Origin of the sequence: Propionimicrobium sp. PCR01-08-3 (genome assembly GCF_030286045.1) — a bacterium.
GTDB lineage: Bacteria > Actinomycetota > Actinomycetes > Propionibacteriales > Propionibacteriaceae > Brooklawnia.
The window spans coordinates 2,256,453-2,282,036 of record NZ_CP127390.1; the positions used below are offsets into that span (position 1 = coordinate 2,256,453).

Consider the following 25,584-nt stretch of genomic DNA (forward strand, 5'->3'; position numbering starts at 1 on the left):
CGCTCGAAAACCACGCTATAGTTTCCGAGTTGCCTAAACCAGGCAAAGCGATCTGGCCCCGTAGCGCAGTTGGTTAGCGCGCCGCCCTGTCACGGCGGAGGTCGCGGGTTCGAGTCCCGTCGGGGTCGCCATGGCCAGGTAGCTCAGTTGGTAGTAGCGTTCGCCTGAAAAGTGAAAGGTCGGCGGTTCGACCCCGCCCCTGGCCACATTTGAGCGGCATAGCCGCGAGCACCCTCAGCGAACGTAAACCTTGAGCCAGCGCGTCATCTCGGCGAAGACCTCGTCGCGCACCGGGTGCGGTGACAGGATCAGATCGTGCATCCCGCCCTCGATTCTCACCAGCGTCACCACCGGGCCCAGCTTCCAGGCCAACGCCCCTAGTTTCTCCACATCGAGCACCAGATCGACCGACTTCAGCGAGTCGTCCCACACCGCGGCGGACAAGTTGCTCCGCGCACTGGTCATCATCAGCACCGGGCAGCCGATGTCGAGCCCGGCGGCCACCTGATGTTGCCCGGCCACGATCGCCTTCGCCCAGCCCAATCTCGGCACGAAGCCCTTGTTCGATTTGAAGTCGAGATCGTAATCCCATTCGCCATTCATCGAGCTGGAGATGGACTGCGCGTAGAGCTCGGATTCGCTCGTCGAAATGCCGGAGGTGGGCCGAAGCGCCGCTGCCCCCTCCAAAAGCGGACGCATGGCCCGTAGGCCCAGCCTGGATCCGCTCATGTCGAGCCACGGTGAATTCAACACCAGGCCGTTGACGGGCCGATCACTCTGAGCTGCCCACAACGCAGTGATCAATCCGCCGGTTGAATGCCCGGTCAAGGTGATCAGGTCGTGGCCGTCCTCAGCGATCAGCCGGTAGCTCTCGTCAAGTTCCGCGCTGTAATCGGCCAGGTTCGTGATGTAACCGGCGAACAGGCCTGGCCGCAGATTGCGTCCATATCGCCGCAGATCCACCGCGTAGAAGTCGAAACCTCGTCTGTCCCAGTAGTCCGCCAAATGAGTCTGGAAGAAGTAGTCGTTCCACCCGTGTACGTAGAGCACTGCGCGATGATGGTGTGGCTCCTGACGCCGCACCAATGTCGCAGTCAACGGACGATCGGGTTCGCCGTCGGCCAAGATCGCGTCCTCAAGCTGCCAAGAGCATGCCTGGTAGCCGGGCAACACCCGGTCTTGCGTCCACACGATGGGACCTCCACGCGAGGCTGTATTCAGCGACGATCCTCGTCGTCCTCGGTATCGTCATAGGCGACTGCGTCGTCTTCGTCGTACTGAGCAGCTAGATCGGCGTATTGCTCCGGAATCTCGGAGTAGATGTCCTCTACCTTGTTCGAGTCCCCACGGAGCTCTCGCTCGAGTGAAGCCAGATCGGTGTTCACCGAACGATACTTCAGATCGCGAGCTACCTTTGTCTGCTTCGCCTTTGCACGGCCGCGCCCCATATCGGGTCGACCCCCTCGCTTTGTCCCTCGCGGCCTCGGCCGCGGCAATGTGAATAAGAAACTGTCGTGGCACCTAGGCTACCCAATCGAACGCCGCGAGGCCAAAGCAGGATCGCCCGTTGATCACAATCGAGATGGCGCGACCGATCCTGATAACGGGATCAACAGGCTTCCCACGGCCAGTTTCATCTCATCGAAAAAATCAGGGAGATCCGGCAGGGGAACGACTCGCCCGGCCACGCCGTCCTTACCTCTGGCGGGCGGGCGAGCGACTCAGACCGATACAGAGTGCGGCCTTCAGCGATGCTCCCCGACAAGTTCCACTCGACCCTCGGCATCGGGAGCAGCGACGATCTCGCCACAGATCCAGGCGTCGATGCCCCGGCCGGCCAGCAGCCGGACTGCTGCGTCCGCCGCGTCGGGAGCCAGCACGGCAGCCATGCCGACGCCCATGTTGAGCGTCGCCTCGATATCCGGCCGGCTCACCTTGCCGAGCCGGCGCACCAGCTCGAAGACCGGCGACGGCGTCCAGCTGGCACGGTCGATGCGCGCCGCTACACCGTTCGGCAGCACGCGGGCAAGGTTGTTGGCGAACCCTCCGCCGGTGATGTGGCTCATGGCGTGTACCTCGACGCCGGCGATCAATGCCAGTGCGTCGAGCGCGTACACCCGGGTCGGCTCCAGCAGCTCCTCGCCCAGCGTCCGCCCCAGTTCGGCGACGGGATGGTCGAGTTTCAGTCCGGCGTCTTCGAGCAAGACCCGCCGCACCAACGAGTAGCCGTTCGAATGCAGACCGGACGACGCCATCGCGACGATCACGTCACCCGGACGCACCAGTTCGGCACCGAGCATCTCGTCCGCCTCCACCACGCCGACGGTGGCGCCGGCCATGTCGAAGTCATCGACGCCCATCAGGCCCGGGTGCTCGGCGGTCTCCCCGCCCAGCAGCGCGGCCCCCGCGCCGGCACAGGCCTCGGCGATGCCCGACACGATTCCGGCGATCCGCTCGGGCACCACATGCCCGCACGCGATGTAGTCGGTGACGAACAGCGGCTCCGCTCCGCAGACGACCAGGTCGTCCACCAGCATCCCGATCAGATCCCAGCCAACGGTGTGGTAGACGCCCATCGCCTGCGCGACGGCCACCTTGGTGCCCACCCCGTCGGTGCTGGTGGCCAGCACCGGATGCCGGTAGTCCTTCAGCGCGGAGGCATCGAAGCAGCCCGCGAAGCCGCCCAGCGCCCCCATCACCTCGGGCCTGGTCGCCTTCGCCACATGGGCCTTCATGAGTTCGACGGCACGGTCACCCGCATCGATGTCGACGCCGGCGCGGGCATAGGCAGATTCGGTCACTGGGCCACCTCTCGTGTGCCGGCGCTCTCGGATAGAGCGCCGATGTGATGTGGACGCCGCCACGCCGAGCCACCGGCGTCGACCGCTCGGCCCAGCCGGCCCCCTACAGGCGATTGGCGGGGTCTCACGCGTCCTCCTGATCGATGCCCAGCGTGGCCGCCGCCTCGCTGGGAATATGAAGTGGGTAGTGGCCGTCGAAGCAGGCCGAACACAGCTGCCCGGCGTCCAGACCGACCGCCTGTTGTAATCCCGGCAAGCTGACATAGCCCAACGAGTCGGCCTCGATGGCCTGGGCAATCTCTGCCGTGCTCAGCCCGGGCGCGATCAACTCGGCCCGGGTGGCGAAATCGATACCGTAGAAGCATGGCCACTCGACGGGCGGGCTGCTGATCCGCACGTGAACTTCGGTGGCGCCGGCCTCCCTCAGCATCCGGATCAACGCCCGCTGGGTGTTGCCCCGCACGATCGAGTCGTCCACCACCACCAGCCGCTTGCCTGTGATGACCTCGCGCAACGGATTGAGTTTCAGCCTGATGCCCAGTTGTCTGATGGACTGTGACGGCTGAATGAATGTGCGGCCCACGTAGGAGTTCTTGACCAGCCCCATACCGAACGGGATTCCCGATTCATTCGCGTAACCGAGCGCCGCCGGGGTTCCTGATTCGGGCACCGGCATCACCATGTCGGCCTCGACCGGATATTCCCTGGCCAGCTGGCGTCCGATCTCGACTCTGGTCGGATGCACCGGGCGTCCGGCGATTCTGGTGTCGGGGCGGGCCAAATAGACGTATTCGAACAGGCAGCCCTTGCGGTTCGGCTGCGCAAAGCGGCAGGTACGCAACCCCGCCGAATCGATGGTGATGAATTCTCCGGGCTCGACCTCGCGGACGAATGTGGCGCCGACGATGTCGAGGGCAGCCGTTTCGGAGGCGACCACCCAGCCGTTCTCCAGGCGTCCGAGAACGAGCGGACGAACGCCGTTGCGGTCGCGGGCCGCATACAACGCGGTCTCGGTCATGAACGTAAGACAGAATGCACCGGCCAGCTTGGGCAGCACATCCAGCGCGATCTGCTCCATGGACCGATCGGCGGGATAGCTCGCCATCAGCGCCGTGATCAACGCCGTGTCGTTCGAGGAGTCCATCTTGTCCTTGTGCGGCACGTCCTCCTGCCCGGCCAGGAGTTCCTCGAGCTCGTCGGTGTTGGTGAGGTTGCCGTTATGTGCCAGCGCCAGCCCGCCCGAACCGATCTGGCGGAAAGTGGGCTGCGCGTTCTGCCACACGGACGCGCCGGTGGTCGAATAGCGGTCGTGCCCGATGGCCAGATGCCCGGTCAATGAGTTCAGCGTGGCCTCGTTGAAGACCTGGCTGACCAGACCCATGTCCTTGAAGACCATGATCCGTTTGCCGTTGGAAACAGCGATCCCGGCGGATTCTTGACCACGGTGCTGTAAGGCGTAAAGCCCGTAGTAGGTGAGCTTCGAGACGGCCTCGCCCGGGGCGTAGACCCCGAAAACTCCACATTCTTCATGTGGACGATCGTCAGTCATCTCAGGTGACGTCACGTGGTGATCGTATCGCGCCTGCTCGACAGACTGCGGAGTCCGGCCAACCGCCGGACAGCCGGGGACGCGATGTGGGTGTCACGGCTGATAGAGGATATGGGATAATCGGGTCGAGAGTTTTCAACGATGAAGGGAAGCCAGAAGATGCGCGTAACGATCACCGATCTCGACCACGATGCGTGGGACATCGAGCAGGGTGTTGCCGAGGCCGAAGGCGTCGAGTTCCAGATTCTGGAAGACGGCGGTAAGGACGCCGGCCTTGATCCGCGAGTGAAGGGATCGGAAGGCCTGCTCGTCCAGTACGCGGACATCACCCCGGAGGTGATGGATTACCTGCTGCCCGAGCTGAAGGTCATCGGACGCTACGGTGTCGGCGTCGACACCATCGACCTGGACGCCGCCGAGGAGCGCGGCATCACCGTCGTCAATGTTCCTGACTACGGCACCCAGTCGGTGGCCGATCACGCGATCGCTCTTGCGCTGGCCGTGGCGCGCAACCTGCCGAAGCTCGATTCACTCGCCCGCCGCTCCACCATGGACCTGGCAACGGCAGCACCGATTCATCAGTTCTGCGATCAGACCTTCGGCGTGCTCGGTTTTGGCGCGATCGGCCACGCCGTTGCGACCAAGGCCAAGGGCTTGGGCTTCACCGTGCAGGTCAACGACGTGCTGATTCCTGAGGGCACCACCGAGGCCGACGGCTTCAAGGTCGTCAGCGAAGACGAGTTGCTCGCGAGCAGCGACATCGTCAGCATTCACGTGCCGCTCACCCCCGACACCAGCCACATGATCAACGATGACAAGCTCGCCGAGATGAAGGACGGCGCGATCATCGTGAACACCGCGCGCGGCGGCGTCGTCGACACCGATGCGCTGGTGCGCGCGGTGCAGTCGGGCAAGCTTCGCGGCGCCGGGCTCGATGTGCTGGAGACCGAGCCGATCCCGGCTGGCAGCCCGCTGCTGAGCCTCGAGCGCGTGGTGCTTTCTCCACATGCCGCCTATTACTCGGAGGAGTCCTACTACCAGTTGAAGCGGCGCACCATGCAGAACGTCATCGACGTCTTGAAGGGCCGCGAGTGCCCGAACATCGTGGTGCCGCGTAAGAAGTAAGCGGTAAGTAAAGAATCCGGCGTCCGATGGATGAGACCAGCGGGCGCCGGATTCATTGTGTTCTGCCGATCCTCCGGCCTCCCGGCTCCCGGCGCCGGCCCTGGGACTACGGTGGCAGGCATGGGTAAGCGGCTGGCGGATCAACGCAAGAGTTACGAACAGGGCCAACTGGACGAGGCCGACACGACCTCGGAACCGTTGGCCTTGTTTCTGCGCTGGCTCGACCAGGCAGAGAAGGCCAAGAACGTGACCGAGCCCAATGCGATGACCCTGGCGACAGTCGGTGCCGATGGCAGGCCTTCGACCCGCGTGGTGTTGATCAAAGACGTGGACGAACGCGGCCTGGTCTGGTACACGAATTACAACTCCCGCAAGGCTCAGGAGTTGGCTGGCAATCCTTATGCCGCCCTGCAATTTCACTGGGTCGAACTGGAGCGGGTCGTGCGCGTCGAGGGCCGGGTCGAGAAGGTCAGTGCCGAGGAGTCGGACGCCTACTTCGCCGTCCGGCCCCTGGATTCCAGAATCGGCGCCTGGGCGTCCCCGCAGTCACAGGTGATCGCCAACCGGGGCGTCCTGGTCGCCAATGTTGCCAAGCTGACCACTCGATTCGGTCTCAATCCGCCCAGGCCCGATCATTGGGGCGGCTACCGGCTGGTGCCCGACAGCTGGGAGTTCTGGCAGGGACGCAAATCCCGGCTGCATGACCGCATCCGCTACCGGCTCGATGCCGGCATATGGGTTCGGGAGCGCCTGGCGCCGTAATGACGCCGACACGGTGAGCCATGGCCCACTGCGGCCACAACTGTAGGATCATCTGCTGCGCTGGGATCCTATAGGGTCTGGGTGGTTCAATTGACCCATGAAAATCGGAATTGGAAGTGACGGTTCAGGCTTCGGCCTGAAGGGAATCATCGTCGATCACCTGATTGCCTCGGGCCATGAGGTCGTCGACTACGGGCCCGGCGACGGCGAAGAGCCCGAGTACTCGGCAACTTATGCGCGCAAGGTCGCGCATGCCATCCGCGACGGCGAGGTCGAACGCGGCGTGCTGATCTGCGGCACCGGAATCGGCATTTCGATCTCCGCCAACAAGGTTCGCGGAATCCGCGCCGCGGTGTGCTCCGAGCCCTTCACGGCGCGTCACACCCGCGAGAACAATGGCTCACAGATCATCGCCTTCGGCGCGTTCGTCGTCGGTCCCGAAGTGGCCAAGGCCATCGTGGACGCCTTCCTGGGTGCCGAGTTCAAGGGGCTCGTCGACCAGGAGTTCAACGATCGTTTCGCGAAGATCGCCGCTATCGAGGACGAAGAGCTGGCACTGGCCGAGGGCAACTGAGTCCCCTTTGCCCCTGCCGGAACGCGTGGCATGAGAGTGTTCGGGACGGCTTTCGCCGAATTGATCTGAACACATGGGGGCTCTCGCGCCGCTGGGCAGCTCGGAGGTTTTTCTAAATAAGGCGATGCCGTGTTCTATTCGGAACTACGGCATCGCCTCACGTTATCGCTCTGATTTCGAATCGTGAGTTACCAGGCCGAGGCGGTTCAGAAGTTCTCCCACCCGGGCGTGGTCACCAGGGTCGCGGACACCAGCCGCTGAACCTGGTCATTCAGTTCATCGAGGCAACCGACCTCCCGGTCAAAGGCCGCGAAAACCGAGTAGGTCTCGGTCGGCTCGACCGTGAGCATCGTGATGCCCGTGCAATCGACGTCCGCGCAAAGCACCTGATCCCAGGTATGCGGGCAACCGGCGAGCAAGGACTGGCGTGAGCACAGGCGCCCCTCGATCGTCCCCTTGAGCACCGAATCGCGGATGCCGCGCAGCGAGTCATTGCTGAGTGCCATCACCAGGTGATGAGCGTCCAACTCGTCAGCTGGCAGCGGGAACGCGGGGCTGCCGTCGGCCTGGATGAGCTCGTCGAAAGCAAACGATCTGACGCCCGCCGCATCGTGAATCAGGCAGCGGTCGGTCGTGATGACACCCAGGCGTCCACCTGGCGCGCTGGCGATCGCCGCCACATCGCACGGCAGTTCACCGGCGTCGATCAGTTCGTCGGTGGCCCAGTCGGGCTGCCACTCGAGCTCGCCGAGCAGGTGCACGGTCGCGGCAACGAGACGGAACCCGGGCTCCGGCGATTCCTTGGTGATGTCCATCCGGATGGCATAGCTTTGGCCCGGCTCCATCTCGGCCACAGGATCGGCACTATCGGGGCACGCCGCTACAACGAGGCGTCCGCTTCGAGATATGCCGTGCACCATGGCCTCACATGAAACCATTGGGCTGCACCGGTATGCGAGCAGCGACGCGTTGCCGGCGCCGCGCAAGATGCGCGCGGTCACGGATCGGGCCGTACGGTCACAGTCGATAGCTTCGACAGGGACACTATCGGTCATCTGGGACGCTCCCCCTCATCAGTCGTCATAGCCTGATTTCCCACCGCTCGCCGCTTGTCGCGGCCCCGTCAGCGATGTCAAGCCTCGGAAGTCATCGATGATGAAAGCTCACCCTCGATGCGTCCTTAGGTAAGGCTAGGCTCAGAGGGCATCAAAAGAAAGTCTGTCTCAGATATTTCCGCAAGGTTCGCGTTCTTTTATTTCTGGGAAGGGTTCGGGCGCCGATATCCGGACACCGAGCAGCGCCGATCCATCGATGCGCGGCGCGGTGAACGGCACCGGACAGATGTGCCTTGAGGCGTCCGCCACCAACCCCAGTCCTCTGGGCTTGCGAGCCAGACGGAGAAGCCCGACTACGCCGACCCGGGTGAATCCTGGCGGGACCTCACTCGCCCAGCGCCGCAAGCAGCAACGCCTCGGCCAGGCAGACCGCTTCCCAATCGGGCAGGTAGAGCGACTCGTCGATACCGTGCATCCGGCAGTCCGGATCGCTGACAGCCGTAGCCAGCACACTCGCCTGCGGGAACATCTCCTGGAACTCGGCGATCATGCCGATCGATCCGCCCGTGCCGATCTGCATCGGATCGATACCGAAGGCCTCATGCCATGCCCAGTTCGCCTTGTCGATCACCTCGGGGTCGAGCCTGGTGCGGGTCGGCTCGGCAGCCTCGCCATCGGTGAAGACCAGCTGAGCACCCCAGTCGACGTTCTCTTCGAGATGCTTGCGAAGGCACGCGAGAGCGTTCGCGCCGGTGTCGCCCGGGGCGATGCGCACCGAGATGCGGGCGCTCGCCGAAGGGATCAGCGTATTGGACGAGGTCGCGATGGGGGTGGTGTCGAGCCCGATGACCGAGATGGCCGGCTTCAGCCAGGTACGGGACGCGACCGGCCCGCTGCCGATGAGCTGCACGCTGTCGAGCACGGCGGAGTCTTGACGAACCGATTCCGGGGTCTGCTCGACGTCGGTATCCTCACTGCTCACCAGGCCTTCGACCGCGACATTGCCGTCGGCGTCATGCAAGGTGGCCAGCAGCCGGCACAGCGTGGTCAGCGCATCGGGGACGACGCCACCGAACTCGCCGGAGTGAATTGCATGGCTGAGGGTGCGCAGCTCGACCGTGCAGTCGACGACGCCGCGCAGGCTGGTGGTGAACGCCGGTTCGCCGATCCCCCAGTTTCCGCAGTCGGCGACCACATAGAGGTCGGCTTTGAGCTCGTCGGCGTTCTCGGCGAGGATGCGTCCGAGAGTCGGGGAACCCATCTCTTCCTCGCCCTCGATGAGCACCGTCACGTTCACCGGAGGCTTGCCGCCGAAGGCACGCAACGCCGCGAGGTGAGCGGCCACGCCGGCCTTGTCGTCGGCGGTGCCGCGTCCAAACAGACGATCGCCGCGCCTGTCAGCCTTGAATGGCTCGGACGACCAGTGCGCCAGGTCACCGGTCGGCTGCACGTCCATGTGCGCGTACAGGCACACGGTCGGTTTGCCGGGGTCGACATCGAAATGCGCGATCACTGCGGGCTGCCCACCCGCCTGGACGATCTTCACCCGATCGCAATCGAGCGCCTTGAGATGCGAGACGATCGCATTCGCGGCCGCCATCACATCGTCGGCGTGCTCGGGCTGGGCGCTGATCGACGGAATGGCGACCAGCTTGATCAGATCGTCGGTCACCGACGGCAGCACGGCCTCGGTGCGTTCGCGCAGAGCAGCAACATCAACCATGCTTCTGACACTACCGCGAATGCCAGTTGCGGCGCCCGGCGAGGTCTTTTGCCGGTAGGCGTACGCGGGGTCGCCGAGGCTACGCAATTGCCGACGTTCGCCGGAAAGAAAAGATAGGCTCACTTTCCGGCAATTGACTCCGCCTCGACTCAGGCAGGATCTATCGGAATACCGTCCCCTCGACTCAGACCATCGCTGCGGGGATCAGCTCCTGCCAGGCAGCGCGGGTGGCAGCAATTGCGGGTTCGCCGGGACGAGCGAAGTGCCGTCGCGATCCGAAAAGATAGGCTCACTTCCCGGCAATTGTCTCCGCCTCGGCTCAGGCAGGATCTATCGGAATACCGTCCCCTCGACTCAGGCCATCGCCGCCGGGATGGGCGCCTGCCAAACCTGCCTGATGACGTCCAGCGACAGCGTGAACAGCCCATCGACCTCAAGCACACGCTCACGGTTGACCTCGCCGATCTGTGCTGTCGGCACGCCATGTTCGGCGCACAACGCGAGGAATGCCTCCAGCTTCGAGGCTGGCAGTGAGATCAGCGCGCGGGCCGGAGTCTCGCTGAACAGCGTTGCGGTGGCGTCCAAGCCTTCGGGCAATTGCACGCTCGCCCCGAGGTCGCGGCGCAGGCAGGACTCGGTGAGCGCGATCGCCAGACCGCCTTCGGACAGATCGTGGGCACCGCTCAGCAACCCGCGCCGGCCCGCCTCGATCATGACGGCGGCGAGTGCCTGTTCAGCGTCCAGGTTCGGGAAGGGCGGCAGACCACCGAGGTGAGAGTGGATGGTCTCGGACCAGGCCGAGCCGCCGAGTTCTTCCTTAGTCTCACCGAGCAGCACGATGGCGTCGCCGGGGTTGAAGAAGCCACCCTGGACGCGCTGACGCACATCGTCGATGACGCCGAGAATGCCCACCTGCGGGGTGGGCAAGATATTGCGTCCGCCGGTCTGGTTATAGAAGCTCACGTTGCCGCCGGTGACCGGGATGCCGAGCTTGCCGCACCCGTCGACCAGGCCCTTGATGGCCTCTACGAACTGCCACATGACTTCGGGATCTTCCGGGGAACCGAAATTCAGGCAATCGGTGACCGCGACGGGCTGCGCGCCCGCGACTGCGACATTGCGGTAGGCCTCCGACAAGGCGAGTTGCGCCCCCAGGTAGGGGTTGAGCTCGCAGTAGCGCCCGTTGGCGTCGGTCGCCAGCGCGATGCCGAGGTTGGTGAGCTCATCGATGCGGATCATGCCCGCATCGTCGGGCTGAGCGAGCGCCGAATTACCCCGGACGAAACGATCGTATTGATCGGTCACCCAGCTGCGATCGCAAAGATTCGGCGAGGCCACCAACTTCAGCAGCTGATCGGCGAGTTCGGCGCCGCTGGTGGCGCGCGGCAAGTTGTTGGCATGGTCGGCGTTCAGCTGGTCGATCCAATCCGGACGCGCCTGCGGGCGGTCGTAGGTCGGCCCCTCGTGGGCAACCGTGCGGGGATCGACGTCGACGATGCGCTCGCCATGCCAGTCGATCTGCAATTCGTTGCCCTCGATCAGCTCGCCGATGACCGTCGCCTGCACATCCCATTTGGCGCAGATCTCCATGAACCGATCAACATCGTCCGGCTCACAGATCGCCATCATGCGTTCTTGCGACTCGCTCATCAAGATCTCTTCGGGGCTCATCGTGTGATCACGCAGCGGCACCAGATCGAGTTCGCAGTGCATGCCGCCGTCACCGGCCGAGGCGAGCTCGCTGGTGGCGCACGAGATGCCGGCCGCGCCGAAGTCCTGCAAGGCCGCGACCACGCCGGCCCGGAACAGTTCGAGGGTGCATTCGATGAGCAGCTTCTCCATGAACGGGTCGCCCACCTGCACCGCGGGACGCTTGGAGGGCTTGGAATCGTCGAAGGTCTCCGACGCCAGGATGGACGCTCCACCGATGCCATCGGCGCCGGTCGACGCGCCGTAGAGGATGACCTTGTTGCCGACACCGGTCGCCTTCGCGAATTTCAGGTCCTCGTGCCGCATCACGCCTACGCACAGTGCGTTGACCAGGGGATTGTCGGCATAGGTGGCGTCGAAGTAAACCTCGCCGCCGATATTGGGCAGGCCCAGGCAGTTGCCATAGCCACCCACGCCGGCCACCACACCGGGCAGCACACGGGCGGTGTCGGGGGCGTCCAGCGGGCCGAAACGCAATCCGTCCATCACCGCGATCGGCCGGGCGCCCATCGCCAAAATGTCGCGGACGATACCCCCGACGCCGGTGGCGGCGCCCTGGTAGGGCTCCACGAAGGAGGGATGGTTGTGTGACTCGGACTTGAAGGTGACGGCGTAGCCCTGGCCGATGTCGACCGCGCCGGCGTTGTCACCGATGCCGGCCAGCAGTGCCCCCCGCGGGGTGGTCTGGGGCAGCGCGCCGAAGCGCTTGAGGTGAATCTTCGAGGACTTGTAGCTGCAGTGCTCCGACCACATCACGGAGTACATCGCCAGTTCGGCGCCGGTCGGGCGGCGGCCCAGCAGCTCACGGATGCGCCGGTATTCGTCTTCCTTGAGCCCGAGCGCGGCCCAGGGCTGTTCGGTATCCGGAGTTTCGCGGGCATTCTGCACGGTGTCGACCACGCAATAAGGCTAGCCGAGCGAGCGCGGCTGCTCGCCCGTTGACCGCGCACCGGCTGGTGCTCGCCGGCACAACGCGCCTGAGTGTGCGCCAGATGCAAGGACGGAGCTTTCGGGATTCTGGAGTGCGTGTAAGCGCGTTGCGGCTATTTTGTGTCCATGAGCGCAGTGTTGAGCGTTGACGCGGGGCAGACTCGTTGCCGCCTGGTGGCAGGCGTTGCCGAGGTCTTCGAGACCGACGCCGTGATCACCGACTACCCCGTTTTGCCTCAGCTGGCCGACCGGATTCGGGTGGGCATCGCTGCGTTCGGTGCTGTTGATGGCGTCGCGATCGGCTCGACCGGGCTACCGGACGACGCCACCGCGGCAGAGTTGCTGAAGCTGCTCGCCGACGACGGCATCTCGCAGGTCTGGCTTGCCCATGACTCGATCACGAATTATCTCGCCGCGCTCGGCGCTCGGCAGGGCGTGATGGTCGCGGCCGGAACCGGCGTGGTCACGCTGGCCGTCGGGCCAAGGCGGACGGCGCGCGTCGATGGCTGGGGCTATCTGATCGGTGACGCCGGATCCGGATACTGGATCGGCCGGGCAGGGCTCGAAGCGGTGATGCGTGCCTTCGATGGACGCGGGCCCGAAACCCGGTTGACAGGGGTCGTGACGACCGACTTCCCGGATCTTCCGGCGCTCTACCTCAGCCTCCAGAACGACGAGGCGAAAGTCGCCCGCATCGCGTCCTATGCCCAGCCCGTCGCCGATCTCGCCGCAACCGATGAGGTGTGCGCCGAGATCTGCCGGGCGGCCGGCAATCAACTCGCCCATTCGGCCAACTCGGCGCTGCGCCGGGCCGAGCTCGGAGCCGTACCCGATCCGCCGGTCGGGCTCAACGGGCGGATCTTCGGTTCCGCGATCATCAGGGAAGAGTTCTGCTCACGCGTCCTGGACGAACACCCGGACGCCGAATTCGTCGACTGCCACACCAGCAGCCTCGCCGGTGTGGAGCTGCTCGCCGGGCTCGCCCCGGTTTCTCCATTGGCAAAGTTGGTCGACTCGGCAGCCGCCTGAAAACCGAAATATCACTGAATTGGGGCCGATCGAAGACACAAGAACCTGCCGACTTAGCACACAAGTTCATAGGTAATTGACAGGTCAACCATTTTACGATGGGCATGATGAACATCTTTGACACTATCGACGGCCTACCCGTGCATGCATTGATTGTGCATGCCACAGTGATCCTGTTACCACTATCGGCCCTCGCTCTGCTCGCAGTGATTTTCGTCCGGCGCTGGCGACGGTCCTATGCTTGGCTCGCCGTCGCAGGAACCGTGATCGGAACCGGAGCAGCAGGGATATCCGTACTATCCGGACGCCAATTGGCCACACACGTCGGCACTCCCGACCGCCATGCCCAGCTGGGCACCCTATTGACCATCGTCGCGGTCGTGCTCAGCCTGGTCGCGCTCGGTTGGTGGCTATTACAGCGACGAACGACCGCCGATACCGATTCCCTCGCGATCCGTCTGCTCGGTTGGCTGACCGCGGTGTTGGCCGGCGCGGCACTAACGCTCACCGTGCTGGTCGGCCACAGCGGTGCTCAAGCCGCCTGGGGTGGACGCATCAGCGCTGCGGAGTCAACCAGTACCTCGGATGCCTCCACACCAGCCAGTTCCGAATCATCGAGCGCACCGGCGGACGACTCAACCGTCGCTTCAGAGATCACCCTGGATGAGGTTGCCCAGCACACCTCGGTGGAATCTTGCTGGGCAGCGATAGACGGCAACGTTTACGATCTGACTAGCTGGATCGATCAGCATCCTGGCGGCCGCGACCGCATCATCGCGCTGTGTGGTACCGACGCCACCGAGGCCTTCAGTGCTCAGCACAGCAGCAACGAGCAGGCGAATAACCAGTTGGCCGAACTGCAGATCGGCCAACTGGCCTGAGTCCGGCGGTGGCCGACGCCAGCACTCCCAAAACAGGGTCTTACGAAGCCAGCGCCAAGAAGTGCTGCACCGAGCTGAAGAACGTCAGGCCGTCACGGGTTTCGCTGGTCAGCGCCTCGACGCTGTGCTCGGGGTGCGGCATCAAACCCACCACGTTGCCGCGCTCGTTGGTGATGCCGGCGATGTCGTTGTGCGACCCGTTCGGATTGCCGAGATAGCGGAACACCACCTGGTTGTTTTCCTCCAGCTTGCGCAGGGTTTCGGGGGTCGCCTGGTAGTTGCCCTCACCGTTCTTGAGAACGATGGTGATCTGCTGCCCTACCGAGAAATCGCAGGTCCACACCGTGTCGACGGTCTCCACCCGCAGCTTCTGCTGCTTGCAGACGAATTTGCGCTGCTCGTTGCGGATCATCGCGCCGGGCAGCAGATGCGATTCGCACAGCACCTGGAATCCGTTGCAGATACCGAGTACGGGCATCCCCGCGTTGGCGGCGCTCACCACCTCGTCCATGATCGGTGCGAAACGGGCGATGGCGCCGCAGCGCAGATAGTCGCCGTAGCTGAAGCCGCCGGGCAGGATCACCGCGTCCACATCGCTCAATGAATCGGACGCGTGCCACAGCGGCACCGGCTCGGCACCGGCCAGCCGGACGGCGCGCAGAGCGTCATGATCGTCCAGGGAGCCGGGAAAGGTGACGACGCCGATGCGGCTCACGACTCTTCCACCCGCACGTCGAAGCTCTCGATGACCGTATTGGCGAGCAGTTTTTCGGCCGCATCACGAATCTGGTCGAGCCGCTCATCGGTCAACTCACCGTCGACGGTGATCTCGAAACGTTTGCCCTGACGCACCGTCAGGCCCTGATAGCCGAGGCGCTGCAGCGATCCGGTGACCGCTTTGCCCTGCGGATCCAAGATCTCGGGCTTGGGCATCACATCGACGACTACTCGTGTCATGGCCAAAATCCTATCGGCTAATTCAGGACGAGCTCGTCACCCGTCAGCCGCTGGAAGGCCAGCAGATAACGTTCCCGGGTTTTCTCGACGATGTGCGGGGGCAGCGGTGGTGGCGGGACGCTCCCGGAGCGGTCCCAATCCGAATCGTGTGCCAGCCAGTCCCGCAGGTACTGCTTGTCGAAGCTGGCGAGCCTGCCGTGTTCCCATTCCCGGGCGTCCCAGAAACGTGACGAGTCGGGGGTCAGAACCTCGTCGGCGAGCACCAAGGTGCCGTCTGCGCGCAGCCCGAACTCCAGCTTGGTGTCGGCCAGGATGATGCCGCGCTCGCGGGTGATCTGCTCGGCACGCCGGTAGATGCTCAGTGTGGCGTCGCGCAGCTTCGCGCCCAGATCGTCGCCGATCTCGGCGCACATCTGCTCGAAGCTGATGTTCTCGTCATGTTCGCCGAGTTCGGCCTTGCGGGCGGGGGTGAAGATCGGCTCGGCCAGCCGAGAGCCGTCGTGCAGGCCGGCCGGCAGCTGAACCCCGCACACGGTGCCGGAATCCTGGTATTCGATCCACCCCGAACCGGTCAGATAGCCCCGGGCGACCGCCTCGATCGGCACCATGTCGAGACGCTCGGTGATCATCGCGCGGCCGGCCACGGCCGCCGGCACATCGGTGGAGATCAGATGGTTGTCGATCAGGTCGGCGAGTTGGCCGAACCACCACAACGACAGTTGGGTGAGCACGATGCCTTTGCCGGGGACGGCGGGCTCGAGTACAAAGTCGTAGGCAGAGATGTTGTCCGTCGCCACCATCAGCAGCTTGCCGGGGTCGTCCAGTGCGTAGAGTTCGCGCACCTTTCCGGCATGGATGAGAGGCAGCCCGAGATTCTCGTATTGACTCACGTGCTCAGCATAGGGGCGTGACACGGCGGAGTGGCACACAGATCAACTCTGCGTCCGCCCAGTAAAGTGGCCGCAGGGGGTGACTCGGTGCTCGAACTGGTTTTCTTGATAGTGGGGCTCGCAATTTTGGCCGCAGCCGTGACTGTCGTTGTGGTGCGCCGTACGCCCGCGGACAAGACACAGACGGCGATTCGAGCAGGCCTGCTCGACACCGAACCCACCTTGACCCCGCCCGCGGAGCTGCGTCCGGGCATGATCGGAGTGCTCGCCGATGGCGACGCCGGCCTTCGTGATATCAAGGTGACCCTGCTCGATCTGGCGACTCGTGGCTATCTCGTCATCACCGCTGCGGACACCCCTGGCGGACGACCGACCTGGGAGCTGGCCCGTACCTCCAAACCTGCCGATGATTCGGGACTGCTGGATTACGAGCGGATACTCCTCGACGGACCGCTTCGCGACGGACCGGCGTCCCTCAATGAACTGCATCATCATCCGGACGCGCCCCTGGAGACGGCACGTACCTCGCTGTCCGATCACATCCGGGCGCTGGATTGGCTGACAACCGACGTCAGGGAGCATCACTCCCGGTGGGGCTGGATCGGCGCGCTGGTCTTGGTATTGGGGCTTCTCGCCACGGCTTTCATGCTGATCGATTGGGTCGCGACCAAAGACTTCCGCGGAGTGATCGGCGGTCTCGGGGTGATAGCCGCCGGTGTGCTGTTGGCGTCCAACGGGCGGGCTCGCAGCCTTTTCACCCCCGCCGGGCAGATCGCCCGGGCGCACGCCGAGCAGCTTCGCCAAGAACTGCATGATCTGCGCTCCGAGGACATTCCCGTTTCGGCGGTGAGCAGCGAATTTGGACGCCTGCTTCCCTGGGCGATCGGTTTCGGCTCCGAAGACCGGCTCGCCAGCACCGTGGACGACGAACTGCGCCGCGCAGCGAATTGGGGCCAGGATGTCCGTCTTCAACTCGGCTGGTTCATTTCCGGCACCGGCCGGCCGGACGAGAAGACCGCGCACCGGGTCGGTAGTGAGCTGGCTCGCGTCGTCAACCGGAAAATGTCCAGCGGCAGGGCGAAGAGGATCATCAGCCACGTCTGAAGCAAAGACACCGGCCGAGTCCGGCTAGAATTCGTCTTCGGACCAAGGAGGCTTGACGATGACCAATCCGCCGAATCCGGAGCAGGGAAATTCCGATCCGGGATCAGAAAGCTCGCATCCGGGACAGGGCGACGGCTCGCTCCAGCAGCCGGGCGAGGCCTGGCGTCCGGTTCATCAGCCCGCCTCCTTTCCGTCGGCCCAGCAGTTCTCCGGTGATGCGGGCGGCATGCGTCCGCCGCAAGGATTCGGGAATCAGGGGTCCAATCCCCTGCCGCCGGGCCCTTACCGAACGGCCCAAGGCCCCACCTACGCTCGGCAGACGCCCCAATCGGGCGGCACGGCTGCTGCGTCCGCCTATCAACCCAATCCGGTCAACGCCGCGAAGGCCAAGCGCCGGCGCATCATCGCCCTCATCGTCGCGATCGTGCTGATCGTGGGCATCGGTGGCTACTTCCTGATCGACTGGCTGACGTCACGCAACGACGAGCGCGACAGCCAGGCTGCGATGACCGGGCTCCTGACCGCGATTCAGCAAGGCGATGCCGACACCGCACTCAGCTATCTCGACACTGCCGGCGACCCGTCACTGACCCAAGATCAGCCGCTGCTCACCAATGACGCTTTGACGGGCAATCCCGACAGCTTCGTGTTCAACCCGGAGTTTGTGAGCAGCCATTCCGGAGGCACCTATTCGCAGCAGGCAAGCGTCCAGATCGGCGATGACACCAGGGTCGTGCAGTGGTCGTTCATGAAAGTGGACGGCGAGTGGAAGGCGAAGGGTTCGGATGTGCTCGGCCAGATCAACCTGGCCGCTGGGCAGTCGGTGCTGATCAACGATGTTGAGGTGCCGTCCGGACCGGCGACGGTGAGCGCATTGCCGGGCAGCTACACCATCACCTCGGGCTTGACGCTGCTGTCATACGCGTCGAGCCAGGCCAACTTTGCGGTCTTCACCGGCGGCGACACATCGATCAATGCCGAGCTGGTCGTCGCCGACGGCGTCCAAGATCAGGTTGCCGGCCAGATTCGCGGCATCATCGCCGGTTGTGTGGCCGAGAAGACCGCTCCCGGAACGTGTAACTGGGTGCTGCAGTTCGACAACGGGCACGCCCAGGACGGCTCGATCACCTGGACGCTGTCGCCCGAAGATCCCGCTTCGCAGATCGAGTTGCCTACGCAGGGCTGGTCGGCCGAGGACGCCTTTACCCAGACGGTCTCGGTGCGCTATCAGACGACCGCCGAGGGCAAGGGCGTATTGGACGACGGGTCCGAGGGCACGTTCGACGGCTACACCCGCGACCGCACCAGCTTCTTCAGTGTCGACCTCTCCGGGGACGAACCGGTGGTCACGCTGATCTCCTGAGTCGCCGTCGCCGCGACGTGCTGCTGCCATCCAAGTAGGGCAAATCGCGCCCGAGCGAGACGAAAAGTGCAAAAGAGTGCGTCGCATGCTGTCTGTGCTCGCAACTGGATAGGGTCCCGTCGCAGGGCCAAGGCGTTGTGTTTCCTGCTTCTAGAGCACGGCTCCCGGATGGTAGGCGGCGGCTTCGGGATCTGCGTCGGTTAAGGGCTTGATCTGCGCAATGACGCGCTCGATCTGGCGGGCGGCGGCGCCGGTCAACTCCAGCGGTGCGCTCACCAGGTGGTCGAGTTCGGTTCTGCTCAGGTTCAGCCTGGGGTCTTGGGCCAGCCGGTCGAAGAGCCGGTTCGTCCGCTCACCGGTGGTGCGCATGTCGAGGGCGACGCCGACGGCGTTCTCCTTGATCGCCTCGTGGGCGTCCTCGCGCCCGACGCCCTTGCGCACCGCGGCCATCAGCACCTTGGTGGTGGTGAGGAAAGGCAGATAGCGGTCGAGTTCGGCGGCGATCACCTTCGGGAAGGCTCCGAAACCGTCGAGCACCGTGAGGAACGTCTCGAACTGCCCGTCGAGCGCATAGCAGGCGTCCGGTAGCGCGACGCGGCGCACCACCGAGCAGCTGACGTCACCCTCGTTCCACTGGTCACCTGCCAGTTCGCTGACCATCGACAGGTAGCCGCGGATCACCATGGCGAGCCCGTTGACGCGCTCGCAACTGCGGGTGTTCATCTTGTGCGGCATCGCGGACGACCCGACCTGGCCCTCTTTGAACCCTTCGGTGACGAGCTCGTTTCCTGCCATCAGCCGGATGCTGGTGGCCAGGTTCGAGGGGGCCGCCGCCGTCTGAGCGAGTGCCGAGATGGCGTCGAAATCCAGCGAGCGCGGATACACCTGGCCGACCGAGTCGAGGACCTTCGCGAACCCGAGACCGGACGCGATGCGAGCCTCGAATTCGTCCAGCTTCGCCAGATCGCCACTGAGCAGATCGAGCATGTCCTGGCTGGTGCCGACCGGCCCCTTGATGCCGCGGGCCGGGTAGCGTCCGATCAGGTCGTCCAGCCTGGCATGCGCGATGAGCAACTCGTCGGCGCAGGTGGCGAACCGCTTGCCGAGGGTGGTGACCTGGGCGGCGACGTTGTGGGTGCGTCCGGCGATCGGCTGATCGGCGTATTGCGCGGCCAACTCGCCGAGCCTGGCCAGCACGGTGACGGTGCGGGAGCGGATCAGTTTGAGCGAGTCGAGCTCCTGCAGCTGCTCAACGTTCTCGGTCAGATCGCGGCTGGTCATGCCCTTGTGGATGTGCTCGTGGCCGGCCAATGCATTGAACTCTTCGATGCGTGCCTTCACGTCGTGACGGGTGATGCGCTCACGGGCGGCGATGGAGTCGAGGTCGACGTCGTCGATGACCGCCCGGTAGTCGGCGATCACCTGGTCGGGATCGTCGCCACCGAACTCGACGCCGAGGTCGCGCTGCGCTTCGAGGACGGCGATCCACAGTTTGCGTTCGGCGATGATCTTGGTCTTAGGCGACCAGATCGCGCGCATCTGCTCGCTGGCATAACGGTTGGCCAGCACGTCGGGAATAGTCAACTGAATCTCCTCGTCAGACCGCTTTTGCGGCAATATCGGAGCGGCAGAAGCCGTCCGGGAAGTCGATGGTGCCGATGTGGGTGTAGCAGGCCTCGCGGGCTCCGGCGATGTCTTTGCCGGTCGCCACCACCACCAGGACGCGTCCGCCGTTCGCGATGAGCCGCCCTTGCGAATCGAGTGCTGTGCCTGCCTGGATGACATGGACGTCGTCGGTGTCGGCGGGAAGGGCGATGCGTCCGCCCTTGCGCGGGGCGGCCGGGTAGCCGTCGGCGGCCAGCACCACGCAGACCGCGGCCTGGTCGCTGAATTCGAGCGGGCCGATATCGGCAAGGCTTCCGCTGGCCGCGGCGTAAAGCACCTGGCCGAGCGGGGTTTCGAGCAGCGGCAGCACAGCTTCGGTCTCGGGATCGCCGAAGCGGGCGTTGAACTCGATCACCTTGGGGCCGGTCTTGGTGATGGCCAGGCCGACATAGAGCAGGCCTGCGAAGGGGGTGCCGAGTTCGCGCATTTTCGCCAGGGTCGGGGTGACCACTTCGGTCATGACCTGATCGACGGTTCCGGGAGCGAGCCAGGGCAGCGGGGTGTAGGCGCCCATGCCGCCGGTGTTCGGGCCCTCGTCTCCATCGCCGACCCGCTTGAAGTCCTGGGCGGGTTGCAGCGGCAGCGCGCGCGTCCCGTCGGTGATCACGAAGAGGCTGACCTCGGGCCCGTCGAGGAACTCCTCGACAACGACCTGGTCGCTACCGGCACCGTGAGCCAGCGCGGCCTCACGATCATTGGTGACCAGGACGCCTTTGCCTGCGGCCAGGCCGTCATGCTTGACCACATAGGGGGCACCGAATTCATCGAACGCTTGGACCAGCTCGGCCTGATCGTGGCAGACCCGATGCCCTGCGGTGGGCACACCGGCCTCGGCCATGATCTGTTTGGCGAAGGCCTTGGAGCCTTCGAGTTGGGACGCCTGGGCGCTCGGTCCGAAACACGCGATTCCTGCTTGCCGCACGGCATTGGCGACGCCCGCCACCAGCGGTGCTTCCGGCCCGACGACCACCAGGTTCGCGCCGATCTGGACGGCAAGCGCGGCGACCGCGTCCGGATCGAGGATGTCGACCGGGTGATTGGTGCCGATGGCCGCAGTGCCCGGATTGCCGGGTGCGATGTGTACCGCTTCGACGGAAGGATCATGAGAGATGGCCAGTGCCAAGGAGTGTTCTCGTCCCCCGGACCCCACCACCAGAACGGTCAACGGAATGCCAGTTTGGGCTGCGCTCACGAGGTGAGTTTAGCCCAGATGCCACCCACCAATGCCGCAGCGAGCGGCAGCCGGCGAGGGGTCCCAGGGACTCCGTTCGCGAACCCGGCTGTGACCTCATCGGGGCACAAAGTACTTGCGTTCCCGTCACCTCGATCACGATGCGGTACAAGGTGGGATGGCGCGACTTCGCATTTCGTGTCTGCCTCGGCGATTAGGGGGCAAGCACCTATACTCCTTCAGGTGCTAACCAGGCGAATCCGGGCAGCCGCGATTCTTTCGCTCGTCGTAGGCCTGATCATTGCTGGAGTCATGACCGGAGGTTTGCGTCAGTACGGCGGCGAGCGGCTCACGCAGCTGAGTATCGGTGACAGCATCGAGACATCTCTCGTCCATGTCGATACTCACGCGCTGAGCAGGGACGATGAGAGCATCGTCGCCCGGGTGCGGGCAACCGTCATCGCAGATCATCCGGTTCCCGTGAGTGATGTCTTCGCATTTCGTGTGGAAGGCGAGCGCGAGCGGCCGTCAGGCGTGCACGCCAATGATGTCTTGGTCTCATACCTGAATCCGCAGGTGCCGATCGAGCTTGAGCTCAGCTATCGGTTGGACGATGGGCAGCCCGAGGCCGAACTGCTGATCCTGGATGGCCGGTGGCAGACGCAGAACGAGAACGCGCTGGCCCTGCCCGATCACTCCGTGTTGGTCACTCCTGTGGCGGTGGTAGCCGGATGAGAGCGCTGAAGGGCCGGTGGTCACTCGGTTCCGTGGCGATCGCCGTCGCCATCGTCGCGGTTGCGCTGGTCCTGCATCAGTTCTCGCCGGGCAACGCCGAATGGCGGGCCGACTACGAGACGGTGGGCGACGGCGGCGTCGACGCTGCCACCATCACCGTGCAGAACGCCGAGTTGACCGCCGCACCGAAGGCGAGCTTCGACGGGACCGAATGCAGCGAAGACGGCATCTTCCTGCTCTTGCGCGCCTCTTATGTCTTCACCGAATCGGGCAACTTTCCCGACCGCGGTATGACCGCCGACGGCGTGCGCTATCTGCCCGCGGCCTGCCAGGACGATACCGCCGGCCCTCCTGTCGTGCCCGGTCAGCAAGCCCAGGTCGACACCGTCTTCGTGGTGGGTGCCGAGACCTGGGAGGAGATCCGCGGTACCCAGGTGAGCTTCCAGGTGGCGCAACTCGACCCCTGGTACCAGAATTTCGGAACCCGCGCCGTCATCACGATGACGGTTCCTGTGCAACTGGACGACGCCATCACCGCCCAGGTGCCGCGATGACCGGCCCACACAGGCAGGTGCGGTGGCTGGCCGTGGTGCTGATGCTGGCCCTGGTCTTGGTGGTGACATCGTCGTGGCGGGGCTTCCGGGAGCTGCTGCGCGATGAACCGATCTGGACCCGGACCGTGTCAACCGGCGACGCCGTCCAGATCGGCGGGGCGTCGGTCACCGTGACCTCCGCCGAGTTCGGCGACAGTGAACGCTTCGATATCGGACGCATCGATGACCAGGCACAACAGATACTGAGGGTCTCATCGTTGTATCTGCCCACCCAAACCAGCGACGACGTGGAGTATTGCGCGGCCGCGTTGGACGTGACCGTCGGCGACATCTCGTCCAGTCACCGCCCCCGTTTCTCTGCGTCCGAAGTGGCCTGTGACGGAACCGACCCGGCAGCCCAGCAGTCCGAGTTCTATTTCATCCTGCCCGCGGGAGAAGTCGCCGAGGCCACGTTCTATCTACAGGTCGGCGAGGATTCGTTCCGGTGGCTGGCGGTCGAGATCGCTTGAGTGGGCGCGGCGATACAGCACATCGAAGCTGACGAGCGCGACGGTGACCGTGGCTGCCAGGGTCAACTGCCCGCCCAGGCCGATCAGGGCCTCTCCGAGCAGCCCGGTGAACGGTGCCGCCGCCGGCGTGGGCAGATGAGCGAGCCCGGCGGTGAACCAGCCGCCGGCGAAGGTGGCCAGAGTTCCTATCGCGACCGCCGTCGCCAGCGCGACTGCCCCGGCCCGCGCCAGCACGGTGATGGCGCCCACCACAGGAATCCAGCGATCGCGCAGGTCGATGATCGTTTCTGCAACGATGTCGTCGACGATCGGAGGTAGTCGATCGGCAATTTTTTCCAACCGCCGCGCCAGCCCCGTGTCTGCGAACTGGTTTCCTTTCACGATCGTGATCCCGGCCAGGGTCACCCACAGCAGCGGGGTGAAGATCGCGTATGCGCCCGCCAGGACGAAGTCCAGCGATGTCAACAGAGTCTGGCCCCACACGACTACGTCGTCCAGTGCCTTGCGAATGCCGACGATGACGGACATATTGCCGAGATAGGCCGTGATGTCGCGTAGCCATTGCCCGATGATCATGGCCGCCAGGAAGGCCCACACCGCTTCGAGGAGGATGAGGACGACGGTCTTGATGCCGGCGAGTTCGGGCAGCCACCTGTGTATCGCGATCCGCCCGACGAACGCCGCCGCGATGACGATGATCACCGCTGCGGTGACCTGCACATCGATGATCGAACCTGCGCCTCCCTCGCCCGCCGAGAAATCGAGCGAGTTCAGGGCATCGCGGGCGTAACGGTTCAGGTCGTCCTGGTAGAGACCCCAAGAGTGGTAGAGCAGAAAGAACGGCAAAACGGTGACGGTGAAAGTCTCGGCAATCTCGCGCCTGCGTCCTTGCCGATCATCGGGAAGCGGCCGAACCGAGGCGAGCACGTCGTGGCAGACCACGCAGGTGGCGACCAGTCCGGCGACGGCGATCAGCGTGCCCAATCCGGTGAGCAGCAATCCGGCGATGGCATCCGAGCCGCCGCGCTCCACCGCCTGCGAATGGACGATCGTCTGGCCGATGCCCGCCAGCAGCTGGATGGCCAGGATCTGACCCCAATGGGCCCGCACCACACGCCAGGCCGTCGCGCCGAAATCGGCCAGAAAATCCACAGCGCTACCCTAAGGGACCGCTGTGCTCAGATCCAGCGCCGCTCGATGTGCGAGGGATGCGGCACGTCTGGCTGTACGGTAGGTAGCTCCAAGGCGTCGATGGGACAACTCCCCGCGAGGGCAAACTATGACGAGAACAGGGTGCTGGGCGGTTTCAGCAATACTTATGGTCGCACTCGTGGGTCTCACCGGATGCAAAGATCTGCCACCAGGCGACGATGCAAGTTCGCCCTCAACGACGCCGCGACCCACACCGAGCCGAACTGAGGACGCCCGCGCCGGGTCCGTATCGATTGACGTGAATGAGCAGGTTCTGCTTGACATCGGCGAATACAACCAGTCGATCGGCGACGCGTGGGGCGTGATCGACTCGACCGACCCCAACGTCGCTGATGCCGACATGCACATCGCGTCTGTCGGAGATGCACCCGGCGGGCCGTCCGAAATGGGCATCGTTGTCACCGGGAAAGAAGCCGGCGAGACGACACTGACGATCCAGTACTGCTACCGCGCCGAGGTAGTGGCTGACTGCGATCAGGGCGAGACGCCGACCGATCCGATCGAGGTCACGATCACTGTCGAGTAGCCGTCCCGTCACACGTGGGTGTCGTGCCTGTCGAGTGCCGCCGCGCTGAGCATCACAACGGTTCCGGCGAGGATCACGGTCGAGATGAGGATCGCGGCGATGTCGCCGCCGGTGATGGTGCCGTCATCGACGAACGATCCGGTCCCCAGCAGCGCAGCCCTCGTCGCGACGCCGTAGGGCGAGACGAGCGCGGCGTTACCAACGGCCAGGAGAGCGACGGTGGAGATGCCGGAGGCGACCAGGGCGACGGCGATCGGGGCTGCGAAGGAGCGCAGGAACATCGACAGCGCCGACTGGAGCGCGGCGGCAGGGATGGTCGCCACGATCAGCAGGGCGGTGACAGCGAGGTATTCGGTGGGCAACATGCCCGGCAGCCCGAACGCGGCTTTGCCGATCACGATCACTGCGGCCAGCAGGACGAGCTGCATGATCGCGGTGAGCACTGCCACAACGACGGCTTTCGCGGTGACGATGCGCAGCGATGAGACCGGGCCACTCATGAGGGCATTCCAGTTGCTGCCGCGGTGCTCGGGCCTCCAGACGAGGGAGCCGAGGATCGCGATGCCGATTGCGAGGGGGAACAGCCCATAGAAGCCGACGGACTGCAGCCAGACGGTGTGCCACCCGTTGTCGGGCCGGCGGCTGGCGGCGAGTTGAGTGGCGGCCCCGGCGAGGACGAGGACGATGGGCAGGAACACCACGATCGACCACGCCAGGGAGCGTTTGAGCTTGATCAGTTCGGCGGACAGTGCGCTCATG

The 25,584-nt window shown here is 64.7% G+C and carries 25 protein-coding genes and 2 tRNA genes; 13 read left to right on the forward strand and 14 right to left on the reverse strand.

Features of this window, described 5'->3' with window-relative positions; all coding sequences use genetic code 11:
• Nucleotides 1-54: 54 nt before the first annotated feature.
• Nucleotides 55-131, forward strand: a tRNA-Asp gene (locus QQ658_RS10355).
• 1 nt (nucleotide 132) lies between these two features.
• Nucleotides 133-206 (forward strand) — tRNA-Phe (locus tag QQ658_RS10360).
• A 28-nt stretch (nucleotides 207-234) separates the two neighbouring features.
• On the opposite strand, the gene QQ658_RS10365 is transcribed toward QQ658_RS10360, so the two are convergent.
• From QQ658_RS10365 to purF, 4 genes are all read right to left on the reverse strand, one after another.
• Complete coding sequence (locus tag QQ658_RS10365) at nucleotides 235-1,191, reverse strand: alpha/beta hydrolase (protein ID WP_286024775.1); 957 nt, start codon at nucleotides 1,189-1,191, stop codon at nucleotides 235-237.
• A gap of 26 nt (nucleotides 1,192-1,217) precedes the next feature.
• Nucleotides 1,218-1,385 (reverse strand): DUF3073 domain-containing protein, encoded by a 168-nt coding sequence (locus QQ658_RS10370; protein WP_502928909.1) that lies wholly within the window; start codon nucleotides 1,383-1,385, stop codon nucleotides 1,218-1,220.
• Between the two features lie 360 nt (nucleotides 1,386-1,745).
• Entirely contained in the window at nucleotides 1,746-2,801 is a 1,056-nt protein-coding gene (gene purM, locus QQ658_RS10375) for a phosphoribosylformylglycinamidine cyclo-ligase (protein WP_286024777.1), read from the reverse strand.
• 124 nt (nucleotides 2,802-2,925) lie between these two features.
• A complete protein-coding gene (gene purF, locus QQ658_RS10380; RefSeq protein WP_286027093.1) occupies nucleotides 2,926-4,350 on the reverse strand; it encodes an amidophosphoribosyltransferase in 1,425 nt (474 codons plus the stop codon).
• Nucleotides 4,351-4,509: 159 nt separating this feature from the next.
• On the opposite strand from purF, the gene QQ658_RS10385 reads away from it, so the two are divergent.
• The 3 genes from QQ658_RS10385 to rpiB all read left to right on the forward strand — a co-directional run bounded on the left by QQ658_RS10385 (nucleotide 4,510) and on the right by rpiB (nucleotide 6,811).
• Nucleotides 4,510-5,475 (forward strand): C-terminal binding protein, encoded by a 966-nt coding sequence (locus tag QQ658_RS10385; protein ID WP_286024778.1) that lies wholly within the window; start codon nucleotides 4,510-4,512, stop codon nucleotides 5,473-5,475.
• Nucleotides 5,476-5,595: 120 nt separating this feature from the next.
• Nucleotides 5,596-6,237, forward strand: a complete 642-nt coding sequence (gene pdxH, locus QQ658_RS10390; protein WP_286024779.1) for a pyridoxamine 5'-phosphate oxidase — start codon at nucleotides 5,596-5,598, stop codon at nucleotides 6,235-6,237.
• Between the two features lie 97 nt (nucleotides 6,238-6,334).
• Nucleotides 6,335-6,811 carry a ribose 5-phosphate isomerase B gene (rpiB, locus tag QQ658_RS10395; protein ID WP_286024780.1) on the forward strand — a complete coding sequence of 159 codons (477 nt, stop codon included), beginning with the start codon at nucleotides 6,335-6,337 and terminating at the stop codon, nucleotides 6,809-6,811.
• A 206-nt stretch (nucleotides 6,812-7,017) separates the two neighbouring features.
• On the opposite strand, the gene QQ658_RS10400 is transcribed toward rpiB, so the two are convergent.
• The 3 genes from QQ658_RS10400 to purL all read right to left on the reverse strand — a co-directional run bounded on the left by QQ658_RS10400 (nucleotide 7,018) and on the right by purL (nucleotide 12,199).
• Nucleotides 7,018-7,866: a hypothetical protein gene (locus QQ658_RS10400; protein ID WP_286024781.1), complete on the reverse strand. Its 849-nt coding sequence runs from the start codon at nucleotides 7,864-7,866 to the stop codon at nucleotides 7,018-7,020.
• 385 nt (nucleotides 7,867-8,251) lie between these two features.
• Complete coding sequence (locus QQ658_RS10405) at nucleotides 8,252-9,589, reverse strand: M20/M25/M40 family metallo-hydrolase (protein WP_286024782.1); 1,338 nt, start codon at nucleotides 9,587-9,589, stop codon at nucleotides 8,252-8,254.
• A 354-nt stretch (nucleotides 9,590-9,943) separates the two neighbouring features.
• A complete protein-coding gene (gene purL / locus QQ658_RS10410) occupies nucleotides 9,944-12,199 on the reverse strand; it encodes a phosphoribosylformylglycinamidine synthase subunit PurL (RefSeq protein ID WP_286024783.1) in 2,256 nt (751 codons plus the stop codon).
• A gap of 156 nt (nucleotides 12,200-12,355) precedes the next feature.
• Here purL and QQ658_RS10415 point away from each other — a divergent pair, with 156 nt between their 5' ends.
• On the forward strand, nucleotides 12,356-13,258 hold the full coding sequence (locus QQ658_RS10415) for an N-acetylglucosamine kinase (RefSeq protein ID WP_286024784.1): 903 nt from the start codon (nucleotides 12,356-12,358) through the stop codon (nucleotides 13,256-13,258).
• Between the two features lie 107 nt (nucleotides 13,259-13,365).
• On the forward strand, nucleotides 13,366-14,139 hold the full coding sequence (locus tag QQ658_RS10420; RefSeq protein WP_286024785.1) for a cytochrome b5-like heme/steroid binding domain-containing protein: 774 nt from the start codon (nucleotides 13,366-13,368) through the stop codon (nucleotides 14,137-14,139).
• A 40-nt stretch (nucleotides 14,140-14,179) separates the two neighbouring features.
• Here QQ658_RS10420 and purQ read toward each other — a convergent pair whose 3' ends face one another.
• The 3 genes from purQ to QQ658_RS10435 are packed head-to-tail and all read right to left on the reverse strand — an operon-like array spanning nucleotide 14,180 to nucleotide 15,986.
• A complete protein-coding gene (gene purQ / locus QQ658_RS10425; protein ID WP_286024786.1) occupies nucleotides 14,180-14,854 on the reverse strand; it encodes a phosphoribosylformylglycinamidine synthase subunit PurQ in 675 nt (224 codons plus the stop codon).
• Nucleotides 14,851-15,096, reverse strand: coding sequence for a phosphoribosylformylglycinamidine synthase subunit PurS (gene purS, locus QQ658_RS10430; protein WP_286024787.1), 246 nt, complete (start codon nucleotides 15,094-15,096; stop codon nucleotides 14,851-14,853). Before purS ends, purQ begins: the two co-directional genes overlap by 4 nt.
• Before the next feature lie 17 nt (nucleotides 15,097-15,113).
• Entirely contained in the window at nucleotides 15,114-15,986 is an 873-nt protein-coding gene (locus QQ658_RS10435) for a phosphoribosylaminoimidazolesuccinocarboxamide synthase (protein ID WP_286024788.1), read from the reverse strand.
• Between the two features lie 87 nt (nucleotides 15,987-16,073).
• Here QQ658_RS10435 and QQ658_RS10440 point away from each other — a divergent pair, with 87 nt between their 5' ends.
• Both QQ658_RS10440 and QQ658_RS10445 read left to right on the forward strand, forming a co-directional pair.
• Entirely contained in the window at nucleotides 16,074-17,090 is a 1,017-nt protein-coding gene (locus QQ658_RS10440; protein ID WP_286024789.1) for a DUF2207 family protein, read from the forward strand.
• A 58-nt stretch (nucleotides 17,091-17,148) separates the two neighbouring features.
• Nucleotides 17,149-18,453 carry a hypothetical protein gene (locus tag QQ658_RS10445; RefSeq protein ID WP_286024790.1) on the forward strand — a complete coding sequence of 435 codons (1,305 nt, stop codon included), beginning with the start codon at nucleotides 17,149-17,151 and terminating at the stop codon, nucleotides 18,451-18,453.
• Between the two features lie 150 nt (nucleotides 18,454-18,603).
• Here QQ658_RS10445 and purB read toward each other — a convergent pair whose 3' ends face one another.
• Nucleotides 18,604-19,992, reverse strand: a complete 1,389-nt coding sequence (gene purB, locus QQ658_RS10450) for an adenylosuccinate lyase (protein WP_502928961.1) — start codon at nucleotides 19,990-19,992, stop codon at nucleotides 18,604-18,606.
• 58 nt (nucleotides 19,993-20,050) lie between these two features.
• Complete coding sequence (gene purD / locus QQ658_RS10455; RefSeq protein ID WP_286027094.1) at nucleotides 20,051-21,283, reverse strand: phosphoribosylamine--glycine ligase; 1,233 nt, start codon at nucleotides 21,281-21,283, stop codon at nucleotides 20,051-20,053.
• A gap of 249 nt (nucleotides 21,284-21,532) precedes the next feature.
• Between purD and QQ658_RS10460 the strand changes: the two genes are divergently transcribed.
• Genes QQ658_RS10460 through QQ658_RS10470 form a run of 3 tightly spaced genes read left to right on the forward strand, consistent with a single transcriptional unit; the run spans nucleotide 21,533 to nucleotide 23,087 of the window.
• Nucleotides 21,533-22,024: a hypothetical protein gene (locus QQ658_RS10460; RefSeq protein WP_286024792.1), complete on the forward strand. Its 492-nt coding sequence runs from the start codon at nucleotides 21,533-21,535 to the stop codon at nucleotides 22,022-22,024.
• Nucleotides 22,021-22,578 (forward strand): hypothetical protein, encoded by a 558-nt coding sequence (locus QQ658_RS10465; protein WP_286024793.1) that lies wholly within the window; start codon nucleotides 22,021-22,023, stop codon nucleotides 22,576-22,578. The genes QQ658_RS10460 and QQ658_RS10465 overlap by 4 nt, the downstream gene beginning before the upstream one ends.
• Nucleotides 22,575-23,087 carry a hypothetical protein gene (locus tag QQ658_RS10470; RefSeq protein ID WP_286024794.1) on the forward strand — a complete coding sequence of 171 codons (513 nt, stop codon included), beginning with the start codon at nucleotides 22,575-22,577 and terminating at the stop codon, nucleotides 23,085-23,087. The genes QQ658_RS10465 and QQ658_RS10470 overlap by 4 nt, the downstream gene beginning before the upstream one ends.
• On the opposite strand, the gene QQ658_RS10475 is transcribed toward QQ658_RS10470, so the two are convergent.
• The gene (locus QQ658_RS10475; protein WP_286024795.1) at nucleotides 23,037-24,239 is read right to left on the reverse strand and encodes a hypothetical protein; all 1,203 of its coding nucleotides are present in this window, start codon (nucleotides 24,237-24,239) and stop codon (nucleotides 23,037-23,039) included. The genes QQ658_RS10470 and QQ658_RS10475 overlap by 51 nt on opposite strands.
• 298 nt (nucleotides 24,240-24,537) lie before the next feature.
• Between QQ658_RS10475 and QQ658_RS10480 the strand changes: the two genes are divergently transcribed.
• The gene (locus QQ658_RS10480) at nucleotides 24,538-24,825 is read left to right on the forward strand and encodes a hypothetical protein (RefSeq protein ID WP_286024796.1); all 288 of its coding nucleotides are present in this window, start codon (nucleotides 24,538-24,540) and stop codon (nucleotides 24,823-24,825) included.
• 8 nt (nucleotides 24,826-24,833) lie between these two features.
• Here QQ658_RS10480 and QQ658_RS10485 read toward each other — a convergent pair whose 3' ends face one another.
• Nucleotides 24,834-25,583, reverse strand: a complete 750-nt coding sequence (locus QQ658_RS10485) for an ABC transporter permease (RefSeq protein ID WP_286024797.1) — start codon at nucleotides 25,581-25,583, stop codon at nucleotides 24,834-24,836.
• Nucleotide 25,584: the final 1 nt, after the last annotated feature.

Coding starts and splice junctions, on each gene's coding strand:
- purF (WP_286027093.1), bottom strand. CDS start 4,350: ATGACTGACGATCGTCCACATGAAGAATGTGGAGTTTTCGGGGTCTAC.
- QQ658_RS10485 (WP_286024797.1), bottom strand. CDS start 25,583: ATGAGCGCACTGTCCGCCGAACTGATCAAGCTCAAACGCTCCCTGGCG.
- pdxH (WP_286024779.1), top strand. CDS start 5,596: ATGGGTAAGCGGCTGGCGGATCAACGCAAGAGTTACGAACAGGGCCAA.
- QQ658_RS10385 (WP_286024778.1), top strand. CDS start 4,510: ATGCGCGTAACGATCACCGATCTCGACCACGATGCGTGGGACATCGAG.
- purS (WP_286024787.1), bottom strand. CDS start 15,096: ATGACACGAGTAGTCGTCGATGTGATGCCCAAGCCCGAGATCTTGGAT.
- QQ658_RS10445 (WP_286024790.1), top strand. CDS start 17,149: ATGACCAATCCGCCGAATCCGGAGCAGGGAAATTCCGATCCGGGATCA.
- QQ658_RS10415 (WP_286024784.1), top strand. CDS start 12,356: ATGAGCGCAGTGTTGAGCGTTGACGCGGGGCAGACTCGTTGCCGCCTG.
- purB (WP_502928961.1), bottom strand. CDS start 19,992: ATGCGCGCGATCTGGTCGCCTAAGACCAAGATCATCGCCGAACGCAAA.
- QQ658_RS10470 (WP_286024794.1), top strand. CDS start 22,575: ATGACCGGCCCACACAGGCAGGTGCGGTGGCTGGCCGTGGTGCTGATG.
- QQ658_RS10465 (WP_286024793.1), top strand. CDS start 22,021: ATGAGAGCGCTGAAGGGCCGGTGGTCACTCGGTTCCGTGGCGATCGCC.
- rpiB (WP_286024780.1), top strand. CDS start 6,335: ATGAAAATCGGAATTGGAAGTGACGGTTCAGGCTTCGGCCTGAAGGGA.
- QQ658_RS10420 (WP_286024785.1), top strand. CDS start 13,366: ATGAACATCTTTGACACTATCGACGGCCTACCCGTGCATGCATTGATT.
- QQ658_RS10405 (WP_286024782.1), bottom strand. CDS start 9,589: ATGGTTGATGTTGCTGCTCTGCGCGAACGCACCGAGGCCGTGCTGCCG.
- QQ658_RS10400 (WP_286024781.1), bottom strand. CDS start 7,866: ATGACCGATAGTGTCCCTGTCGAAGCTATCGACTGTGACCGTACGGCC.